The 19,003-nt window shown below is 66.6% G+C and carries 18 protein-coding genes; 15 read left to right on the forward strand and 3 right to left on the reverse strand.

Annotation, left to right across the window (positions count from 1 at the left end):
• Positions 1–92: 92 nt before the first annotated feature.
• The 10 genes from CH278_RS16665 to ligA all read left to right on the forward strand — a co-directional run bounded on the left by CH278_RS16665 (position 93) and on the right by ligA (position 10,966).
• Complete coding sequence (locus CH278_RS16665) at positions 93–893, forward strand: electron transfer flavoprotein subunit beta/FixA family protein (RefSeq protein WP_027496624.1); 801 nt, start codon at positions 93–95, stop codon at positions 891–893.
• Between the two features lie 43 nt (positions 894–936).
• Positions 937–1,893, forward strand: coding sequence for an electron transfer flavoprotein subunit alpha/FixB family protein (locus tag CH278_RS16670; protein WP_027496625.1), 957 nt, complete (start codon positions 937–939; stop codon positions 1,891–1,893).
• A gap of 153 nt (positions 1,894–2,046) precedes the next feature.
• The gene (locus tag CH278_RS16675; protein ID WP_027496626.1) at positions 2,047–2,865 is read left to right on the forward strand and encodes a GNAT family N-acetyltransferase; all 819 of its coding nucleotides are present in this window, start codon (positions 2,047–2,049) and stop codon (positions 2,863–2,865) included.
• The gene (locus CH278_RS16680) at positions 2,862–3,791 is read left to right on the forward strand and encodes a lysophospholipid acyltransferase family protein (protein WP_051365119.1); all 930 of its coding nucleotides are present in this window, start codon (positions 2,862–2,864) and stop codon (positions 3,789–3,791) included. Before CH278_RS16675 ends, CH278_RS16680 begins: the two co-directional genes overlap by 4 nt.
• 82 nt (positions 3,792–3,873) lie before the next feature.
• Positions 3,874–5,112, forward strand: a complete 1,239-nt coding sequence (locus CH278_RS16685; RefSeq protein ID WP_072692098.1) for a cysteine desulfurase family protein — start codon at positions 3,874–3,876, stop codon at positions 5,110–5,112.
• Complete coding sequence (gene mnmA, locus CH278_RS16690; RefSeq protein ID WP_027496628.1) at positions 5,112–6,200, forward strand: tRNA 2-thiouridine(34) synthase MnmA; 1,089 nt, start codon at positions 5,112–5,114, stop codon at positions 6,198–6,200. The genes CH278_RS16685 and mnmA overlap by 1 nt, the downstream gene beginning before the upstream one ends.
• On the forward strand, positions 6,197–7,216 hold the full coding sequence (locus CH278_RS16695) for a methionine synthase (RefSeq protein WP_094622410.1): 1,020 nt from the start codon (positions 6,197–6,199) through the stop codon (positions 7,214–7,216). The genes mnmA and CH278_RS16695 overlap by 4 nt, the downstream gene beginning before the upstream one ends.
• A 155-nt stretch (positions 7,217–7,371) precedes the next feature.
• Complete coding sequence (locus tag CH278_RS16700; protein ID WP_052057239.1) at positions 7,372–8,559, forward strand: GGDEF domain-containing protein; 1,188 nt, start codon at positions 7,372–7,374, stop codon at positions 8,557–8,559.
• Between the two features lie 25 nt (positions 8,560–8,584).
• Positions 8,585–8,767, forward strand: a complete 183-nt coding sequence (locus tag CH278_RS16705) for a hypothetical protein (RefSeq protein WP_027496631.1) — start codon at positions 8,585–8,587, stop codon at positions 8,765–8,767.
• A gap of 54 nt (positions 8,768–8,821) precedes the next feature.
• Positions 8,822–10,966 carry an NAD-dependent DNA ligase LigA gene (gene ligA / locus CH278_RS16710; RefSeq protein WP_373557333.1) on the forward strand — a complete coding sequence of 715 codons (2,145 nt, stop codon included), beginning with the start codon at positions 8,822–8,824 and terminating at the stop codon, positions 10,964–10,966.
• 30 nt (positions 10,967–10,996) lie between these two features.
• On the opposite strand, the gene CH278_RS16715 is transcribed toward ligA, so the two are convergent.
• A complete protein-coding gene (locus tag CH278_RS16715) occupies positions 10,997–11,647 on the reverse strand; it encodes an amino acid-binding protein (protein WP_027496633.1) in 651 nt (216 codons plus the stop codon).
• Positions 11,648–11,939: 292 nt separating this feature from the next.
• On the opposite strand from CH278_RS16715, the gene gatC reads away from it, so the two are divergent.
• The 3 genes from gatC to CH278_RS16730 are packed head-to-tail and all read left to right on the forward strand — an operon-like array spanning position 11,940 to position 14,797.
• A complete protein-coding gene (gatC, locus tag CH278_RS16720) occupies positions 11,940–12,239 on the forward strand; it encodes an Asp-tRNA(Asn)/Glu-tRNA(Gln) amidotransferase subunit GatC (RefSeq protein ID WP_027496634.1) in 300 nt (99 codons plus the stop codon).
• Positions 12,236–13,708: an Asp-tRNA(Asn)/Glu-tRNA(Gln) amidotransferase subunit GatA gene (gene gatA, locus CH278_RS16725; protein ID WP_094622411.1), complete on the forward strand. Its 1,473-nt coding sequence runs from the start codon at positions 12,236–12,238 to the stop codon at positions 13,706–13,708. Before gatC ends, gatA begins: the two co-directional genes overlap by 4 nt.
• A gap of 6 nt (positions 13,709–13,714) precedes the next feature.
• The gene (locus CH278_RS16730; protein ID WP_094622412.1) at positions 13,715–14,797 is read left to right on the forward strand and encodes an alpha/beta hydrolase; all 1,083 of its coding nucleotides are present in this window, start codon (positions 13,715–13,717) and stop codon (positions 14,795–14,797) included.
• A gap of 35 nt (positions 14,798–14,832) precedes the next feature.
• On the opposite strand, the gene CH278_RS16735 is transcribed toward CH278_RS16730, so the two are convergent.
• Positions 14,833–16,227 carry an alpha/beta-hydrolase family protein gene (locus CH278_RS16735; RefSeq protein ID WP_094622413.1) on the reverse strand — a complete coding sequence of 465 codons (1,395 nt, stop codon included), beginning with the start codon at positions 16,225–16,227 and terminating at the stop codon, positions 14,833–14,835.
• Entirely contained in the window at positions 16,227–16,868 is a 642-nt protein-coding gene (locus CH278_RS16740) for a hypothetical protein (protein ID WP_256991863.1), read from the reverse strand. The genes CH278_RS16735 and CH278_RS16740 overlap by 1 nt, the downstream gene beginning before the upstream one ends.
• A gap of 220 nt (positions 16,869–17,088) precedes the next feature.
• Here CH278_RS16740 and CH278_RS16745 point away from each other — a divergent pair, with 220 nt between their 5' ends.
• Positions 17,089–18,276, forward strand: coding sequence for a sensor histidine kinase (locus CH278_RS16745; protein ID WP_094622414.1), 1,188 nt, complete (start codon positions 17,089–17,091; stop codon positions 18,274–18,276).
• 10 nt (positions 18,277–18,286) lie between these two features.
• Positions 18,287–18,949, forward strand: a complete 663-nt coding sequence (locus CH278_RS16750; RefSeq protein WP_032366365.1) for a response regulator — start codon at positions 18,287–18,289, stop codon at positions 18,947–18,949.
• The last annotated feature ends 54 nt before the right edge of the window (positions 18,950–19,003 follow it).

The following is a 19,003-nucleotide window of genomic DNA, read 5'->3' on the forward strand; positions in this document are numbered from 1 at the left end:
CGGAACGTAGAACTGCACCAACCGTTCGACTTGCAGCAACCGTTAGAACACTCACGATCAGCAGAACATGACCAGGAGGTCGACGCAGACCCATGACGAACATCGTTGTTTTGATCAAGCAGGTTCCAGACACATGGTCCGAGCGCAAGCTCAGCGACGGTGACTACACCCTCGATCGCGAGGCTGCAGACGCCGTTCTCGACGAGATCAACGAGCGGGCCGTCGAAGAAGCCCTGCTCATCAAGGAAGCTCAGGGCGGTGAGGTCAAGGTTCTGTCCGCAGGCCCCGATCGCGCCACCGACGCGATCCGCAAGGCTCTGTCGATGGGCGCGGACAGCGCGGTACACCTCAACGACCCGAGCCTGCACGGCTCCGACGCCATCCAGACCGGGTACGCCCTGGCTGCGGCACTGGGCAACGTCGCGTTCGAGAACGACGAGCCTGCCGATCTCATCATCGCGGGTAACGAGGCCACCGACGGCCGTACCGGCGCAGTTCCGGCGATCATCGCCGAATACCTGCAGATCCCGGCCCTGACGCAGCTGCGCAAGCTGTCCGTCGCAGACGGCAAGGTCACCGGCGAGCGCGAGACCGACGAGGGCATCTTCGGACTCGAAGCCACGCTGCCCGCCATCGTGAGCGTCACCGAGAAGATCAACGAGCCGCGGTTCCCGTCGTTCAAGGGAATCATGGCCGCCAAGAAGAAGACGGTGCAGACCATCACTCTGGCCGACATCGGTGTCGAGGACGGCATCGTCGGCGTCGACAACGCCGGAACGACGGTCACCTCGTCCACCCCCAAGCCTCCCAAGACTGCCGGCGAGCGGCTCACCGACGAGGGCGACGGCGGCGACAAGATCGCCACCTACCTCGTAGGCCAGAAGATCATCTGATCCCGCCCCACCGAGCAATCGAAGACCAACGAGGAGCAAAGTCATGGCAGAAGTACTCGTGCTCGTGGAGCACGTCGAAGGAACACTGAAGAAGGTCAGCTCCGAGCTGATCACCGCGGCCCGCGCACTGGGTGAGCCGTCCGCGGTCGTCACCGGCCCGGTCGGTACCGCCGACAAGGTCGCCGACGCGTTGACCGAGGCCGGTGCCGAGAAGATCTACGTCGCCGAGTCCGACGACGTCGACGGTTTTCTCGTCACGCCGAAGGTCGACGTCCTGTCGTCCCTCGCCGAGTCGGTCTCGCCTGCGGCGATCATCACCGCAGCGACGATCGAGGGCAAGGAAGTTGCCGGCCGCCTCGCCGCCCGTCTGGGCTCGGGCTACCACAACGACGTCGTCGCGATCAACGGTGACGGCAGTGCCGTCTACTCCATCTTCGGTGGTGCGTTCACCGTCGAGGCCAAGGCCAACGGCGACGTCCCCGTCCTCTCGCTGCGCCCCGGCGCAGTCGAGGCAGAGCCGAAGGCCGGAGCGGGAACCCGCGAGACCGTCGAGGTCCCGGCGCAGGAAGAGGGCACCGTCAAGGTCACCTCGCGTGACCCGATCGTCGGCGGCGACCGTCCGGAACTGACCGAAGCAACGGTCGTCGTCTCCGGTGGCCGTGGCGTCGGCAGCGCCGACAAGTTCACCGTCGTCGAGGATCTGGCAGATTCGCTGGGTGCCGCAGTGGGTGCCTCGCGTGCCGCCGTGGACTCCGGTTACTACCCGGGCCAGTTCCAGGTGGGCCAGACGGGCAAGACCGTCTCCCCGCAGCTGTACGTTGCACTCGGCATTTCCGGAGCCATCCAGCACCGTGCCGGCATGCAGACCTCGAAGACCATCGTCGCGGTGAACAAGGACGAGGAAGCACCCATCTTCGAGATCGCCGACTACGGCATCGTCGGTGACCTGTTCAACGTCGCGCCTCAGCTGACCGAGGCCGTCAAGAAGCACAAGGGATAGCCTCTCGGCGAAAATCTCTGCTCGACGGGCCCTCATCGCGATTGCGGTGGGGGCCCGTCGCGTTTCGACGGGCGCAATCGTGTTCATGCAAACTCTTCCGACACTTCTCCTCGGCGATGCCCGGTAGTCTTCCCCGCTCGTTAGACACACCTCATGACCACTTCCGTCATGAGCTCGACTGCATCGATCGTCCCGGCCACCGACCGCTATTCGCTCGTGTTGTCCACCGACCCCGAACACCGACTCGCGGCGCAGCGCCTGCGCTACGACGTGTTCGCCTCCGAGCCCGGCTTTGCCATACCCACCGACACGGACGGTCTGGACGCCGACCGGTTCGACGATTTCTGCGACCACCTTCTCGTTCGCGACCAGTGGACCGACACGTTCGTCGGTTGCTATCGCATGTTGCCGCCGCAGGCCGCGGTGTCGGCAGGCGGCTATTACACCGCAACCGAATTCGACATCTCCGCGCTCGATCCCGTCGGGATGAACATCGTCGAAATGGGTAGGGCTGCTGTGCATCCCGACCACCGATCGGGGTCGGTCCTCGGCCTGATGTGGGCGGGAATCCTGCACTACCTCGACGTGACGGGATACGAGTGGGTGATGGGTTGCGTGTCGGTTCCGATGCAATCGGCTCCCGGGGAAGCGGTCGGGGCCAACGTGCGTGGTGTTCGCGACCGGCTGTTGGATCGACACGCGACAGCGGTCGACAGGCGGGTCGTGCCCTACAACCCCGTGGTCGTCGACGGCGTCGATCTCCTCGACATTCCGGCGGCGAAGCGAGCGTCCATGCCGCCGTTGATGAACGGTTACCTCCGGCTCGGTGCCTCCATCTGCGGTGAGCCCGCCCACGACCCGGAATTCGGAGTGGCGGATTTCGTCGCGCTCCTCGGCCTGCACGAGGCCAACACCAGGTATCTGGACCGTCTTCGTTCTGCAGCAACGACATTCGAGTCGGGTGCCCGATGACGCAACCCCTGGTTCGCGCACACGCCTGGATGCCGTCCTCTCCGTGCAGTGACGGGTGTCTGCCGAAGAATCCGCCCACGGTGCGTCGAATCGTCCTCGTTCTGCGCATCGTTGCGGCAATCGCGGCCTTTGCGCTGCTGCCGCTGTTGGTCGTCCTGGGGGTGCCCTTTCCCCGGGTTCGGCATGCATTGACGCGGCTGGGCGCTCGGATGCTGCTATCGGCCATCGGCATCGATCTCACCGTGCTCGATACACGCTCGGAGCGAGAGCGGTCGCGTACGGCAGGTGGTGCCCTGCACGTCTCCGGACACATTTCGTGGACCGACGTCGTCGTCCTCACGGCAGTGCGCCCGTCGACGTTCGTTGCCCGAGCCGATCTGGTGGACTGGCCGCTACTCGGGCGACTGGCCCGGGCCATGAAGGTGCTTCCCATCGATCGCGCACGACTGCGTGAGCTCCCGGCCGTTGTCGACCAGGTTGCCGACCGAATCCGCGCGGGCGCTTCGGTTGTCGTGTTCCCCGAGGCCACCACCTGGTGTGGGTTGGCCTACGGATCGCTTCGCCCGGCCCTGTTGCAGGCTGCCATCGATTCCGAGACGTGGGTGCAGCCCATCCGGCTGCGCTATCTCGATCGACACGGCGAACCGACCACCGCGACGTGCTTCGTCGGAGACGAGACGATCGGAGCGTCGATCGGCCGCATCTTCCGGCTCGCCGGACTGCGCGCCGAGGTCGAGTTCACCGCCCCGGAAGCGCCCGGCGGCGATCGACACGACCTCGCGCGGCGCTGCGAGGTGGCGATTCGACGCGACGACGGAGTAGAGCCTGCGGAACGACCCCGGAAGGACGTCTACGACCCGGCGGTGCACGAGGTGATGGCCGAAGCCGAGCGAAGCCCCAGCGCGCCGACGGTTGCAGCCGCCTGATCCACAGCTGAACCGGGCGACCGTGGACCCACCTCGCGCAGGTAGGTCTGCGGTCGCTCGACCGGGTATCGTCGAGCTCGTTATGCCTTCTGTGCGCAGTACGCCTGCCCCCGCCCCGCCGCAGCCATCGGTGTACCTCGATCACGCCGCGACCACTCCCATGTTGCCGTGTGCGATCGAGGCGATGAACTCGGTGTTCGGCACCGTCGGGAACGCGTCGTCGCTGCACACCTCGGGCCGGTCCGCCCGTCGCCGAGTCGAGGAATCTCGCGAGTCGATCGCCGCGGACCTCGGTGCGCGCCCGTCCGAGGTGATCTTCACCTCCGGTGGTACCGAAAGCGACAATCTCGCCGTCAAGGGCATCTTCTCGGCCCGTCGAGACTCGAACGCCGCACTGACCAGGATCATCGCCAGCTCGGTGGAGCATCACGCCGTGCTCGACGCGGTGGAGTGGCTCGTCGCGCACGAAGGGGCGACTGTCACCTGGCTCCCGGTCGACGACGAGGGCCGGGTCACCCCCGATGTGCTGCGCGCCGAGCTGGCTCTGCACGCAGACGAGACCGCGCTGGTGACGGTCATGTGGGCCAACAACGAGATCGGCACCGTCATGCCGATCGTCGAACTCGCAGCGGTGGCCGCGGAGTACGGCGTTCCGATGCACAGCGACGCCGTGCAGGCCGTACCGCACCTACCAGTGGGATTCGCCGACAGCGGTCTGTCCGCCCTGAGTATCGCCGCGCACAAGTTCGGGGGCCCGCAGGGCGTCGGAGCCCTGTTGCTGGGCCGTCAGGTCCCGTGCGTGCCGCTGTTCCACGGTGGTGGTCACGAACGTGACGTCCGGTCCGGCACGCCCGACACGGCCGGCGTCGTCGCGATGGCGGCCGCACTGCGATCGACGGTGCAGAATCTGTCGCTGCACGGGGAACGAACTCGCGCGTTGCGTGATCGACTCATCACCGGGGTTCGCGAGGTGGTGCCCGACGCCATCCTCAACGGCCCGGAGGGCGACGGGCGGCTCGCCGGAAACGTGCACTTCACCTTCCCCGGGTGCGAGGGGGATTCGCTGTTGATGCTTCTCGACGCCGCGGGCATAGAATGCTCGACGGGATCCGCCTGCACGGCGGGTGTGGCGAGCGCGAGCCATGTTCTGATCGCGCTCGGGTGCGATCCGGGCGTGGCCCGCGGATCCCTTCGGTTCTCTTTGGGAACCGGCTCGTCCGATTCGGACATCACCACTGTGCTTGCGGCCCTGCCGCAGGTCGTCGAACGTGCTCGTGCCGCCGGACTCGCCGGCGTCGGAGCTCGAGGAGGAAATCGCTGATGCGTGTTCTTGCTGCCATGAGCGGGGGAGTCGACTCCGCAGTCGCCGCGGCTCGAGCCGTCGACGAGGGGCACGACGTCGTGGGCGTTCATCTGGCGCTGTCCACCGCTCCCGGGGCGCTGCGGACCGGCTCTCGCGGGTGCTGCTCGAAAGAAGACGCCGGGGATGCACGCCGAGCTGCCGACGTCCTCGGAATACCGTTCTACGTCTGGGACTTCGCGGATCGGTTCAAAGAAGACGTCATCGACGACTTCGTCGCCTCGTACGCCGCGGGGGAGACTCCCAACCCGTGCCTGCGGTGCAACGAGAAGATCAAGTTCTCCGCGCTCGCGGACCGCGCGTTGGCACTGGGCTTCGACGCCGTCGCGACCGGGCACTACGCGCAACTGCACGACGGAGTTCTGCGGCGTGCGGTGGACGCCGACAAGGATCAGTCCTACGTGCTGGCCGTCCTGAACCGCGGGCAGCTCTCGCGTGCGATGTTCCCCATCGGCGACACCCCCAAGTCCGAGATCCGCGAGGAAGCAGCCGAGCGGGGTCTCGCCGTCGCCGACAAGCCGGACAGTCACGACATCTGCTTCATTCCCTCGGGCGACACCCGGGCCTTCCTCGGCGCACACATCGGCGTTCGTCCCGGCAAGGTCGTCGACTCCGAGACCGGAGCCGAGTTGGCGGACCACGACGGTGTGCACGGCTTCACCATCGGCCAGCGTAAGGGTCTCGGGGTGGAAGGACCGGCCGTGGACGGCCGTCCGCGCTACGTCACCTCGATCGAACCGGACACCGGCACCGTCATGGTCGGTTCGGCGCAGAAGCTGGACGTCTGGTCCATCACCGGAGACCGCGCAGTGTGGACCGAGGGCACCGCGCCCACCGGGCCCATCGAATGCGTCGTACAGGTTCGGGCGCACGGCGGGCTGACCGACGCGGTTGCCGAGGCCGTCGGCGACGGGATGGAGATCCAGCTCCGGGCACCCTTGACCGGTGTCGCCAAAGGGCAGGCAGCGGTGTTGTACCGCAAGGACATTCACGGTGACATCGTGATCGGCAGCTCGACCATCTCGGGCACCCGATCCGAGCGCGAGTGACCCCGAGCACGTTCGGAGGGCTGGCGACCGGCATAGGTTCGTGGCCCGGCACCGACGTTCGTGAGGCCGTCGCCATCGTCCTCGGCGAGCTGGGTGAACTGCCACACGTGGTCGAACTGCCAGGGCGCGGGCTCGGTGCCGACATGATCGGCCGCACCGGAGCCATCATGGTCGACGTCGAACTCGACGTCCGGACGTCGGGCTACCGCGTCGTACCGCGTCCGATGCTGGCCGGTCGCCGTGCGACCGACTTTCTCACCGAGGATCTGGACGTGCTCGAGGAACTGTGGGAGGTCGCGGGACTACGCGGTGCCGGCCGGACCATCAAGGTGCAGGCTGCAGGACCGTTCACCATGGCCGCGCAGGTCGAATTGCGGCACGGACACCGCGCGCTGACCGACCGCGGCGCTCTACGGCACTTCGCGGAATCCCTCGGCGAAGGGCTGCGCCTGCACTGCGCAGAAGTGGCACGCAGACTCTCGGCGAACGTGGTGGTCCAACTCGACGAACCCAGTCTCGCCGCCGTTCTCGCGGGCAGTCTGACCGGGATCACCGGTATCGACTCGGTGCGCGCGATCCCGGAACCGGAGGTTCTGGACCTGCTCGACTCACTGATCGACACCATCGCGTTACCGGTCGCTGTGCACTGCTGTGACGGGGGAGCTCCCGTCGATCTGCTGCGCCGAACCCGAGCCGTCGCGGTGGCCGTGGATGCACACGAGCTGCGCCGAACCGACCTCGATGCGCTGGGAGAGCTGCTCCAGGCCGGCAAGACCCTCGTACTGGGATCGGTGCCGTCGGCAACCCCGGACCGACCACCCTTGTGGCGCGAGTGCGCCGAGCCCGGTGTGAAGTTGGTCGACAGCCTCGGCTTCGATCGTTCGATACTCGCTTCGCAGGTGTCGGTGACGCCGTCCTGCGGCTTGGCCGGAAGCACGCCCGAGTGGGCTCGTCGAGCAACGGCTCTCACCCACGAGGTTGTCGCGGCTTATCGGGACGCACCCGAATCGTTCTGACCACGGACCGGGACATTGTGACGAAACACAGTGTGCCGAGTCGGAATGCCTGGAGCGTCCTGCGGCTCCGTCCCGGGTCGTTCGGGACGCACAACAGGTGTGACATCATTCACACGGCCGTCGGGGGTCTGCTTTGAATCGGTGGGAGTTCGTACATGGCATCAGGTGGTCGCGGCTTCGATGAAGTCGCCTCCCTCCGACGTTCCGGCCGGCATCGACGCGGAGTTCTGGCCAAACTCGCCGCCGCCACGTCGGATTGGTACCGGGCTCCGCACGACTTCGAATGGATCCTCAACCACCGGTCCACTCGTCCACTGACGGGAATCATCCGGGTCGTCTTCGGCACCGCCGTCCTGATGTATGCCCTCACGTCGATTCTCATGTTGTTCAGCGATCTCGGCCCCACCGGCTCGCTGGCAATCGGGTGGGTCTTCTTCGTCCTGTTCACGCAGGTACTCGTTGCCGCACGGTGCGTGTTCGGCCCGATCCCCGGGAAGAAGTTCTTCGTCGGGTTCCTGGCGTTCGGCGACATTCTGACGACCTCGGTGCTGGTGTTGTACGCGCCGGTCGCGTCCTTGATCGGAACGGTGCTGTTCGCCGTCACCGGAGCGTTCTGTACGTATTTCCTCAGTCCTCGATTGCTCGTAGCCCACCTGGTGTGGACGGCGACGTTCATCATCGGCTTCGGTATTCGCACGTTCCTCGCTGTGATGGACGGCGAGGTGGTTGCCGTCGACGGACCGGCGGTCGCGACGGCGACGGTGGTGCTGTTGCTGGCAACGGTGGCGGTACCGGTGTTCGCGCAGGTGGCGTGGACGACGTTGTCCAACGACGCCAAGCGGTCGGTACTCGATCCTCTGACCGGGGTGTACAACCGCCGCGGTATCGACAGTGAACTGCTCGACCTGTGGCAGCTCGCGAACAAACGCGGACTGTCGATGGCGTTCCTGGTGGTCGACATCGACAAGTTCAAGGCCGTCAACGACCGCTACGGCCACAGCCGGGGCGACGAGGTCATCGTCCGGGTCGCGGATCGGCTGCGCAGACTCGCCCGCCACCACGGCGGAGTGCTCGCGCGAACCGGTGGCGAAGAATTTCTGCTGGCCGTCGTCGGACATGCGCAGAGCACCGTCGACCTCGGCGTCGATGTGGTGCGCGTGCTGTGCGACCACCGGGACGACATTCCGGTCACGGCGAGCGTCGGTATGGCACTGCTGCGTGAGGACTCCGCGCTGTGGGACGTGGGCACCTCCGTCGTGGGACGAGCGGCTCGCACGGCGGACGCGGCGATGTACCGGTCCAAGCAGTCCGGCGGGAACAGTGTGGTCGTCGACGAGATCTGACACGGGGATCTGCGATGATCGAGACATGTATCGACTCTCGGACGCCCAGCGGCGCGGTCTGCCCGCCGGTGTCCTGCTCTCGGTGATGGCCTCCGTCCTCGGCGGTATCTACTCCGACGACTTCCTGACCGGATTCGCGCTGACTGCCGGAATCTGCGCGGTGGCGTTGATCGCCGCCACCCTGCTGCTGGGCCTGATGGGCAGATAGCCTTCCGGACGCAGGATCGTTTCGATGTCGGTGCCGTCGGATAATCTTCGTCACGTGCCTGAGCCGACCGAACTGCCTGCAGGAACCGACGATGCCGCCGAGGCTGCCGGAGTCGAACTCGATTCTGCCACCCCTGCCGACCGCGAGCGGTGGCAGACACTGGCCGAGGAAGTACGTGGACATCAATTCCGCTACTACGTACGTGATTCGCCCATCGTCTCGGACGGTGAATTCGATGCCCTGCTGCGCGAACTGAACGATCTCGAACAAGCCCACCCGGACCTGCGTACGGCCGACTCACCGACCCAACTCGTGGGCGGTGGTTTCGCGACGGAGTTCACCGCCGTCGACCATCTGGAACGAATGCTGAGCTTGGACAACGTGTTCGATCACGACGAGCTCCGTGCGTGGGCCAAGCGGGTCGAGACCGAGGCCGGTCCGGATCTGCACTACCTGTGCGAAGTCAAGATCGACGGTGTGGCGTTGAACCTGGTGTACGAGAACGGCACTCTCGTGCGCGGTGCGACCCGAGGTGACGGGCGGACCGGCGAGGACGTCACGCTCAATGCTCGGACGATCGACGACATCCCCGATACCTTGACCGGCAGCGCCGAATATCCGATTCCGGAGCTGCTCGAGGTGCGCGGTGAGGTGTTCTTCCGGCTCGAGGACTTTCAGGCGCTCAACGCGGCGCTCGTCGAAGAGGGCAAACCCCCGTTCGCCAATCCACGGAACTCGGCGGCGGGCTCGCTGCGCCAAAAGAACCCGGCCGTGACCTCGAAGCGGCGTCTCGGCATGATCTGTCACGGATTCGGACGGATGGTCGGCTTCACCCCCGATTCGCAGTGGCACGCCTACGAGGCTCTGCAGGCGTGGGGTCTGCCGATCTCGACCCACACGACGCGCGTGCAGGGCATCGATGCCGTCGTCGAGAAGGTCGAGTACTGGGACAAGCACCGCCACGACGTCGAGCACGAGATCGACGGCCTGGTGGTCAAGATCGACGAGATGTCGTTGCACCGTCGGCTCGGAACGACGTCGCGAGCACCGCGGTGGGCCATCGCGTACAAATACCCACCTGAGGAAGTCACCACCACCCTGCTGGACATTCGCGTCAGCGTCGGCCGAACCGGTCGAGTGACTCCGTTCGCGTACATGACGCCGGTGCTCGTCGCGGGGTCCACGGTGTCTCTCGCGACCCTGCACAACGCGTCGGAGGTCAAGCGCAAGGGTGTTCTGATCGGTGACACCGTCACGATTCGCAAAGCGGGAGAGGTCATTCCGGAGGTGCTCGGCCCGGTCGTCGACGCCAGGACCGGCGACGAGACCGAATTCGTCATGCCCACCGAATGCCCGGAATGCTCGACGCCGTTGGCACCGGCGAAGGACGGCGACGCGGACCTGCGCTGCCCCAATTCGCAGTTCTGCCCGGCGCAACGCCGTGAGCGTGTGTTCTTCGTGGCCGAACGGCAGCGTTTCGACATCGAGGGTCTCGGATACGAAGCGGCGACGGATCTTCTGGCCACCGGTGCGATCGAGGACGAGGGCGATTTGTTCTCGCTCACCGAAGAAGACCTGATGAAGACTGCGATCTTCCGCACGAAATCGGGCGCATTGTCGGCCACCGGGCGCAAACTGCTCGACAATCTGTCCTCCGCCAAGAATCAGCCTCTGTGGCGAGTGCTGGTGAGCCTGTCCATTCGCCACGTCGGCCCCTCCGCTGCACGAGCCCTCGCCGGAGAATTCGGCAGCCTCGAGCGCATCGAAGCAGCGTCCGTCGAGGAGTTGTCGGCGGTGGACGGGGTGGGCGGCACCATCGCGGCTGCTGTGTCCGAATGGTTCGAGGTCGACTGGCACAGGGCCATCGTGGAGAAATGGCGGAATGCCGGTGTGCGGATGGAGGACGAGCGAGACGCCTCCATCGAGCGAAATCTGGAAGGCCTGTCGATCGTCGTCACCGGTTCGCTCGACTCCTACTCGCGCGACGAGGCCAAAGAAGCGATCTTGCTGCGGGGTGGAAAGGCCGCAGGTTCGGTTTCGAAGAAGACGGCGTTCGTCGTCGTCGGTGAATCGCCCGGTTCGAAGCACGACAAGGCCGTCGAGCTCGGCGTACCGGTCCTGGACGAGGCAGGGTTCACGCGTCTGTTGACCGAGGGCCCGGACGCAGTGTCGGAGCCGACGACGGACACCGACGCGTAGCAGTAGGGGAGACCGGGCGAGTTCCGGTGATCAGGTAAGGACGGTTGCGACGATCCCGGCGAGGTAACCGAGCCGGGCTACCTCCGACGGCCTGAACTCGGGCCCTCCCGGCCGGCCGAGCATCAGCACGGTGCCGGTGGTGCCGAGGGGAGCGGCAGCGATCTTGGTGTCCATGTCCCGCCACACCTGAGGTACCCAGTCTGCGTCGGAGTCGAGTGCAGCGGGAGAGGTCAACGGGAACCAGGGCAGTTCGGCGGCGTGTGTTTCGGGTGCGCCCGGGCTACCGACCAGGCGGAACGGACCGTGCGCGTTGGTGGCCACCACGGTGCTCCAGCCCACGCGCAGAACGCGGGGAGCGCCGTCGACCAGAACTTGCAGACGGTCGTCGGATGCCGCTGCGACCCGGTCGATCAGTTCCAGTTCGCGATGGGTGTCGAGAACGCCGGTGTACGGGCGGATCGAGTCGACGCGGACGTCGGTGAGGTTCTCGGCTGCAGTGATCAGTGTGTCGGGAAGCGAACCGGGCGCAACGTCGACCACCAGGTCGTCGACCGCGTAGCCGTCGCCGCGTTCGATGACGTCGAGCGAGAGGATGTCCGCTCCGACCGAGCCGAGGGCCACGGCCAGCGATCCGAGGCTGCCCGGCCGGTCGGGCAGCTGCACGCGGAGCAGGTAGGACATGGCACGCTCCCTTTCGACGTCTGGCGTAGTTCAGGGAACACTGTGCACCCCCGGCGCGAGCAATCTTTGCATCTTCGACCTGGCCGGCTCGACACGCAACGCGGGACGTGACAATTCTGACACTCGTGCGGGCGAGATCGGCGGCCGATCGAGACCGCTGACCGGGAGTGAGGTCGGCGAAACGGTGCGCACTAGGCTGGACCGCGTTCGCGGACCTGTGCGGTTCGCTCTGCGCAAATACGGGGCCGGTTCCTGCAGGCCCCACTCCTACTGTGTGAAAGGGGTCTACGCGGTGCCCGATATCTCCCGCGACGAGGTCGCTCACCTCGCCCGGCTGTCGCGCTTGGCTCTCAGCGACGCCGAACTCGACGAGTTCGCCGGCCAGTTGGATTCGATCCTCCACCACGTCAAGACCGTCGCCGAGGTGGCGACGGACGACGTTGCGCCGACAGCCAACCCCAGCGACATCGTCAATGTGACGCGTCCCGACGTGATCGTTCCCGGTCTGACGCCGGAGCAGTCGCTGTCCGGAGCACCGAATGCCGAGGAGGGCCGTTTCGCGGTGCCGCAGATTCTGGGAGAGAGCGAATGACCGACCTGACCAAGCTCGACGCGTCCGAGCTCGCCGACCGTATCCACTCGCGTGACGTCAGTGCGGTGGAGGTGACCCGGGCACATCTGGATCGGATTGCCGAGGTCGACGGCGACCTTCACGCTTTTCTGCATGTGGCGAGCGCGCAGGCGCTGGCCGCGGCGAACGACGTCGATGCCGGGCTGGCCGCGGGCGCGGCACCGGCCTCACCGCTCGCCGGGGTGCCGTTGGCGCTCAAGGACGTGTTCACCACCACCGACATGCCGACCACCGCCGGCTCGAAGATTCTCGACGGGTGGGTGTCGCCGTACGACGCGACGCTGACCTCGAAGCTGCGAGCCGCGGGCATTCCGGTTCTCGGCAAGACCAACATGGACGAGTTCGCGATGGGCTCCTCGACCGAGAACTCCGCGTACGGACCGACCAAGAATCCCTGGGACACCACCCGGATTCCGGGCGGCTCGGGAGGCGGAAGCGCGGCTGCGCTCGCCTCGTTCCAGGCACCGTTGGCCATCGGCACCGACACCGGTGGATCCATCCGGCAGCCCGCGGCACTGACCGGCACCGTGGGAACCAAGCCGACGTACGGCAGCGTCTCGCGGTACGGACTCATCGCCTGCGCCTCCTCGCTGGATCAGGGTGGACCCTGTGGTCGTACGGTGCTCGACACCGCGTTGCTGCACGAGGTCATCGCGGGTTACGACCCGCGGGATTCCACGTCGGTCGACACCCCGGTTCGTCCCGTCGTCGAGGCGGCCCGAGAGGGCGCTCGCGGCGACCTGACCGGAGTGAAGGTGGGTGTGGTCAAGGAGTTGCACTCGGACAACTATCAGTCCGGTGTCATCTCGTCCTTCGACGCCGCAGTGGCCGCATTGACCTCGCTCGGTGCCGAGGTGGTCGAGGTGTCGTGCCCCAACTTCGTCCACGCATTGGCTGCGTACTACCTGATTCTCCCGTCCGAGGTGTCGTCCAACCTGGCTCGGTTCGACGGAATGCGGTACGGCCTGCGTGCGGGCGACGACGGCCACCACAGCGCAGAGTCGGTCATGGCCACCACCCGCGCTCAGGGGTTCGGGCCGGAGGTCAAGCGCCGCATCATGATCGGCACCTACGCGCTGTCGGCCGGTTACTACGACGCGTACTACGGGTCGGCCCTGAAGGTCCGCACCTTGATCGCGCAGGATTTCGACGCGGCATACGAGAAGGTGGATGTGCTCGTATCGCCGACGACCCCGACGACGGCATTCCCGTTGGGCGACAAGGTCGACGACCCGATGGCGATGTACCTCAACGATCTGTGCACCCTGCCCACCAACCTCGCCGGCCACTGCGCGATGTCGGTGCCGTCCGGACTGGCGTCCGAGGACGGTCTGCCGGTGGGTCTGCAGATCATGGCTCCCGCGTTCGCAGACGAGCGGCTCTACCGCGTCGGCGCTGCGTACGAGGCCGCCCGCGGCGATCTGCGGTAGTTCGAGGTGCTGCATCGGTGGGCCGCCCGGTTGGCGCATCTGCCCTTGCTCGGTGGAGCGGTCCCGGTCATCGGATTGGCGGCGGCCACGGTGCTGGCGATCGTGGCCGCCGGTGCGATCGTGGTTCGCATCCGCCGTGGCCGTCCGCTCGGCTCGCCCGTCGGTGGGCTGAGCACACTGGGCCTGGCAGCGGCGCTCCTGGTGGCGACCGCCGTACTGACCAACCTGACGGTGACGCGGTACCCCACGGCCGCGTCGGCACTCGGGCGTACACCGGTCGTGCACGTCGAAGGACACGGCCGGTTGTTCGACGTGGAGGTGCCCGGCACGGTGTCGCAGTTCCGTGCTCGTCCGGCGACGGTCTATCTCCCGGCCGCGTACGACGACGGAGCGGACGACCTCCCGGTACTGGTGTTGCTCACCGGACAGCCCGGCCACGTGGTCGACTGGATCGAAGGTGGTCGACTACCGCAGACGATGGACGCGTTCGCGGCACGTCACGGCGGCGTCGCCCCGGTTGTCGTCGTCGCAGACGGGCTGGGGGACACCGAAGCCAACCCGATGTGCATGGATTCGGACCTCGGTAATGCTGCGACGTATCTGACAGTCGATGTCCCGCAGTGGGTTCGGTCGAACCTCCACGTGTCTTCGGACCCGCGATCCTGGGCGGTCGGCGGGTACTCCTACGGCGGAACCTGCGCCCTCCAGCTCGCGACGACGGAACCGTCGGCGTACCCCACATTTCTCGACATCTCCGGTGAGGACGAACAACGTCGTGGCACCAGAGCGGAGTCGGTCCTTGCTGCGTACGGGGCGGACACACCGGCCGACGAGGATCGGTTCGATCGTTCTACGCCTTTGAACGTACTCTCCCGCAACAGCTTTCCCGTCTCTGCCGGTGCCTTCGTCGTCGGAGCCGACGACGAGGAGTTCAGGCCGCAGACCGAGCGGGCCTACCGGGCAGCCGCCGCCGCGGGCATGGATGTGCACTACAGCGAGCTGCCGGGAGGACACTCGATGCAGGTCTGGGCTCCGGCGCTCGATCAGGAGATGGACTGGCTCGGCAATCGGCTCGGTCTGCTCGGCTGACGGTCCAGCACTCCCTTTTCCGGCGGCCCCGCTCTTCAGCGGCAGCGAGCCATGGCCTCGCCTTGGTCGGTCCCGTATCGATGGCCGTGGCCCGACGTGACATCCAATGCGGCGAGCAGGTCGACGGATGTCTGCAGGAAGCCGACGACAGGCAACCACGGCGGCCGTGGGGCGTCGAGCGTGAACGTCGTCGTATCCGGCGGCGACCACAACAGATCGAGAGACCATCGCGCGACGGGGTCCGAGGAGTTGGCGAGGACTGCGGCACCGTCGGTGTCGACCGATCCCGCGGGCGGGCCGGCCCAGACCGCCCCGCAGAGTGACGAAATGTTCTGTCGCACAGCAAGGTACGCATCACTTCCTGCAATCGAGCCCAGGCTCTGGCCGTACACGACGACTCTCGGAGTGGTCGGCTCCGCCGCCGCTCGTGTGGCGACCGCTCGAACCACGGCGTTCGCGGACCGGCGGGCGTCGTCCTCGGCGAACAGGAAGGTCGCCCAACTCGGCTTGTCGGAGTACTGCACCGCCACCGTCGAGACGTCACCGCCGAACGTTCTTTCGGCCCCGGTGATCGCATTCTCGTCCACCCAGCCGGACCCGGTGGGAATCGCGACCACGACGACGCTGCGTTCGAAGGCTCCGGCCCGTTCCATCTCGGAGACGGCCAGTGCTACACGCTCGTCCGGTGTCGCGGCCGACTCGAGTCCCACGTACGTCCGTACGGTGTCGAGATCCTGCCCTCCCGACGCGAACGCGCGGCCCTCGCGTCCCAGCGTGCGCCACGGTGCCGAGGATCCGGGACCGCCGGATCTCGTCTCCGATGTCGGGGCGGCCACTGCGTCGTCCATCGCCGAGTTCGAGGCCGAGTACGAGGCCGACAGAGTGGACCGCACGAACGGAACGGCCAGGGTGTATAACAGCGCAGCGAACGTGACGAGCAGTGCCACGCAACGGTTCCGGCCCAGAGTGGAGCAGATTCGCCGGAGCGCGTCACCGGCTCCGCACAGTACGAGCGCAACGCACAGGGCACCCCCGGTAACGTCGACGGCGTAGCTCCAGCTCACCGGTTCGACGTTCATAGCTGCTCGTAATCGGTTCTGCCAGAACATGTTCGAGGCCAACGCGCCGCTCGCGATCAATGCAGCAGTGCCGACGGTCCACGCTCGCAGTCGTTGCGGCGCGGGCCGTCGTGACCCGAACACCCGTCGGCCCGCCCATGCCACCGTCAGGGCGAGCGCCACCATGAATCCGGTGAACAGGGCCGCGGTGGCGGCGGAGCGGGGCAGGAGTGACGGAGCCGATGAAATCGCCACAGCCACCGCAACGGACATCGACGTGCCGAGTCTCGGAAGACGAAGGCCATTGGTTGACAACAGATCTGATTCGACCGGGGCCTCGACTCCGCGGTCCGGGATGGCCGTGGTGGACATCAGCGTAGGACCGTTCGGATCGTGGCCATCGACACGCGCCGGTACCGCGCGACAACGGATGCGATCAGCAGCGTCAGCGCCAGCACGGCTCCGAACAGCGTCAGGGGCATGGCGGGTTCGGCGACCGGTGCACCGAACGATTGGCGCCAGGAATTGAGATCGACTGCCGTCGCCGCCACGACAGCAGCTGCGTCGCAGATCTGCCGGGACCCCTCGTCGGTGCGGTGGTCACAGGCGTCGTGCATGCGACGGTCGAGTTGGGCGTCGATCGCCCTGCGCCACTGTGGGTCGACGCTCGATCCCGTCGTCTTGGCGTACCGGAGCAGGTCGTAGCCCAGGTCGTGGGCTCGGCACGCAGGCTCGAACTCGGGTGGCAGTGGGATCGGGGACGAACAGTCCCCGCCGGGATTGCTCGCCATCCCGTCCTGCACCGCAGGCCGGTACCCCATGACGTCTGCGAAGTCGCTCGGGATGGTCGACGCAGCGTTGTCGGCGGGTTCGGTGACCAATGCGCGAACGGTCAGTGCCACCGGGGAGCGACGGTCCTCGGCGGGTGACGACGTTGCTGCTCCCGTCGTGGCGGTCGCGACGACGATGGCTGCTGCCACGCAAGTGAGGATGCGAGATATGTTCCGGCTCATGAGGATCGACGCTAAGTTCGGCCGGCCGAGGCGAGCATCGCTCCGAGGTTCGGCTGTGGTGAGTGCCCCGGGGGCCGGCTGGACGCGGCCCTGATACCTCAGAGCCATGTCGAACCGATACCCCGGTACGAGGACGCCGGCGGTCGATGCTGCCTAGGCTCGAGACGTGCGAAAGAAAAGGTCGACGAGTCTCGAACTCGGGGTACGTGCTCGGCGCCGGGTGCCCGAGCAGATCGGCGGCGTCCGTTCGGTCGACGTGCTGATCATCGCGGTGACGGCAATTTTGTACTCGATCGCGTGGCCGACACTGACGGTGACGCATCAGGTTTCGGTTCCGTTGCTACCGTTCGTCGCAGCGTTGGCAGCGTTTCCGTTCGCTCTGATCAGACTCAATCCCGCGATGGGGTGGGCGGTATCGGCGCTGTCCGCGTTGGTGATTCCGGCGGCGTTCGACCGCGTTCCGGATTACGACTACCCGTGGCAAGTGGTGCACATCCTCGTCCTGTTGGCGTTGCTGTTCGCGGTCGCGCTGCGTTCTCCGGCGCAGGTGCTGTTGGTGGCGTGGTTGGCCAGCATGCTGGTGTTCTTCGCGTACATGCCGGGCTCCGACGGAATCGGGTGGTCGGTGGGCCTGACTGCCGTGGTCGTGTTCGGGCTGCTGATCCGGTGGCTCGTTCTCTCGCGCAGGCAGCTCGCGCAGCAGGAGGAGGTCAGCGAACTCGAACGCACTCGCCGCACGATTCTCGAGGAGAGGGCGAAGATCGCCCGCGATCTGCACGACGTCGTGGCACACCACATGTCGATGGTCGTCGTTCAGGCCCAGAGCGCGCCGTACCGACTGGACGACGTGTCACCGGCCGCGGCTCGGGAATTCGAGTCGATCGGCGCGAGTGCACGCGAGGCGCTCAACGAGATCCGGGGGATGCTCGGGGTACTGCGTAGCGATGGAGCGCAGATGCAGGACGCGCCCGCGCCGAGTGCACTGGATCTCGAACGCACATTGCAGGCAAGTCGCAGAGCGGGCATGAATGTGCGGTGGGCCATCGCCGGTACCGTCGAATCGGTCTCGGAGACAACAGGACTGGCCCTGTTCCGTATTCTGCAGGAATCGCTGTCCAATGCCGCGCGCCATGCGCCCGAAGCCGAGGTGGAGGTGGATATCGCGATCGGCCCTGCCGTCGTGGACATGACGGTGGTCAACGCACCGGCTCCGAACCCGAGCATCTCCCGCACTCCCGGAAGCGATTGCGGCGGGCACGGAATCGCGGGAATGCGCGAGCGAGCGCAGGCCGCACACGGCCGGCTGCATGCAGCCCCTCTGCCCGGCGGTGGGTTCGAGGTTGCGGTTCGCGTCCCGACCGGAATGTCGACTCCGCCGGCAACGGCTGACGCCGGCGACGCGGTTTAGGCTGTCACGCGTGGTTACAACGGTGTTCATCGCCGACGATCAAGCGATGGTGCGGCAGGGGTTCGGTGCACTGCTCGGCGCTCAGGACGACATCTCGGTCGTCGGCGACGCCGACAACGGTCGCACCGCGGTCAGCGAGGTAGCGCGGCTGTTGCCGGACGTAGTGCTGATGGACGTGCGCATGCCCGAGATGAACGGGCTCGACGCGGCCCGCGCGATCCTGTCCGCGTCGCACGCGTCGCCGGTCCGTGTCCTGATGCTGACGACCTTCGACATCGACGATTACGTCTACGAGGCCCTGGCTCTCGGGGCCAGCGGATTCCTCCTCAAGGACGCGCCGGCCGAGGAACTGATCAGAGGCGTACGGGTCGTCGCGGCCGGCGATGCGCTGCTGGCACCGTCGGTGACCCGACGGCTCATCTCCGACGTCACGACTCGTCGCGGTGCGCGGAGGAACACTCCTTCGCGCCTGGCCGATCTGACGCCGCGCGAGCGCGAGGTTCTCGAACTGATCGCGACCGGTATGTCCAATGCGGAAATTGCAGGTGCGCTGTTCTTGGCCGAACAGACGGTCAAGACCCATGTGGGCAAGGTGCTGAGCAAGCTCGGGCTACGCGACCGCGCGCAGGCGGTCGTGCTGGCCTACGAAACCGGTGTCGTCACGCCCAAGTGAGGCCGACCGGTACCGGCGCGCGCGGGGACCGACGCCCGATTAGGCTGATGTTCG

Origin of the sequence: Rhodococcus sp. 05-2254-5, assembly GCF_002258575.1 — a bacterium.
Taxonomy (GTDB): Bacteria; Actinomycetota; Actinomycetes; order Mycobacteriales; family Mycobacteriaceae; genus Rhodococcoides; species Rhodococcoides fascians.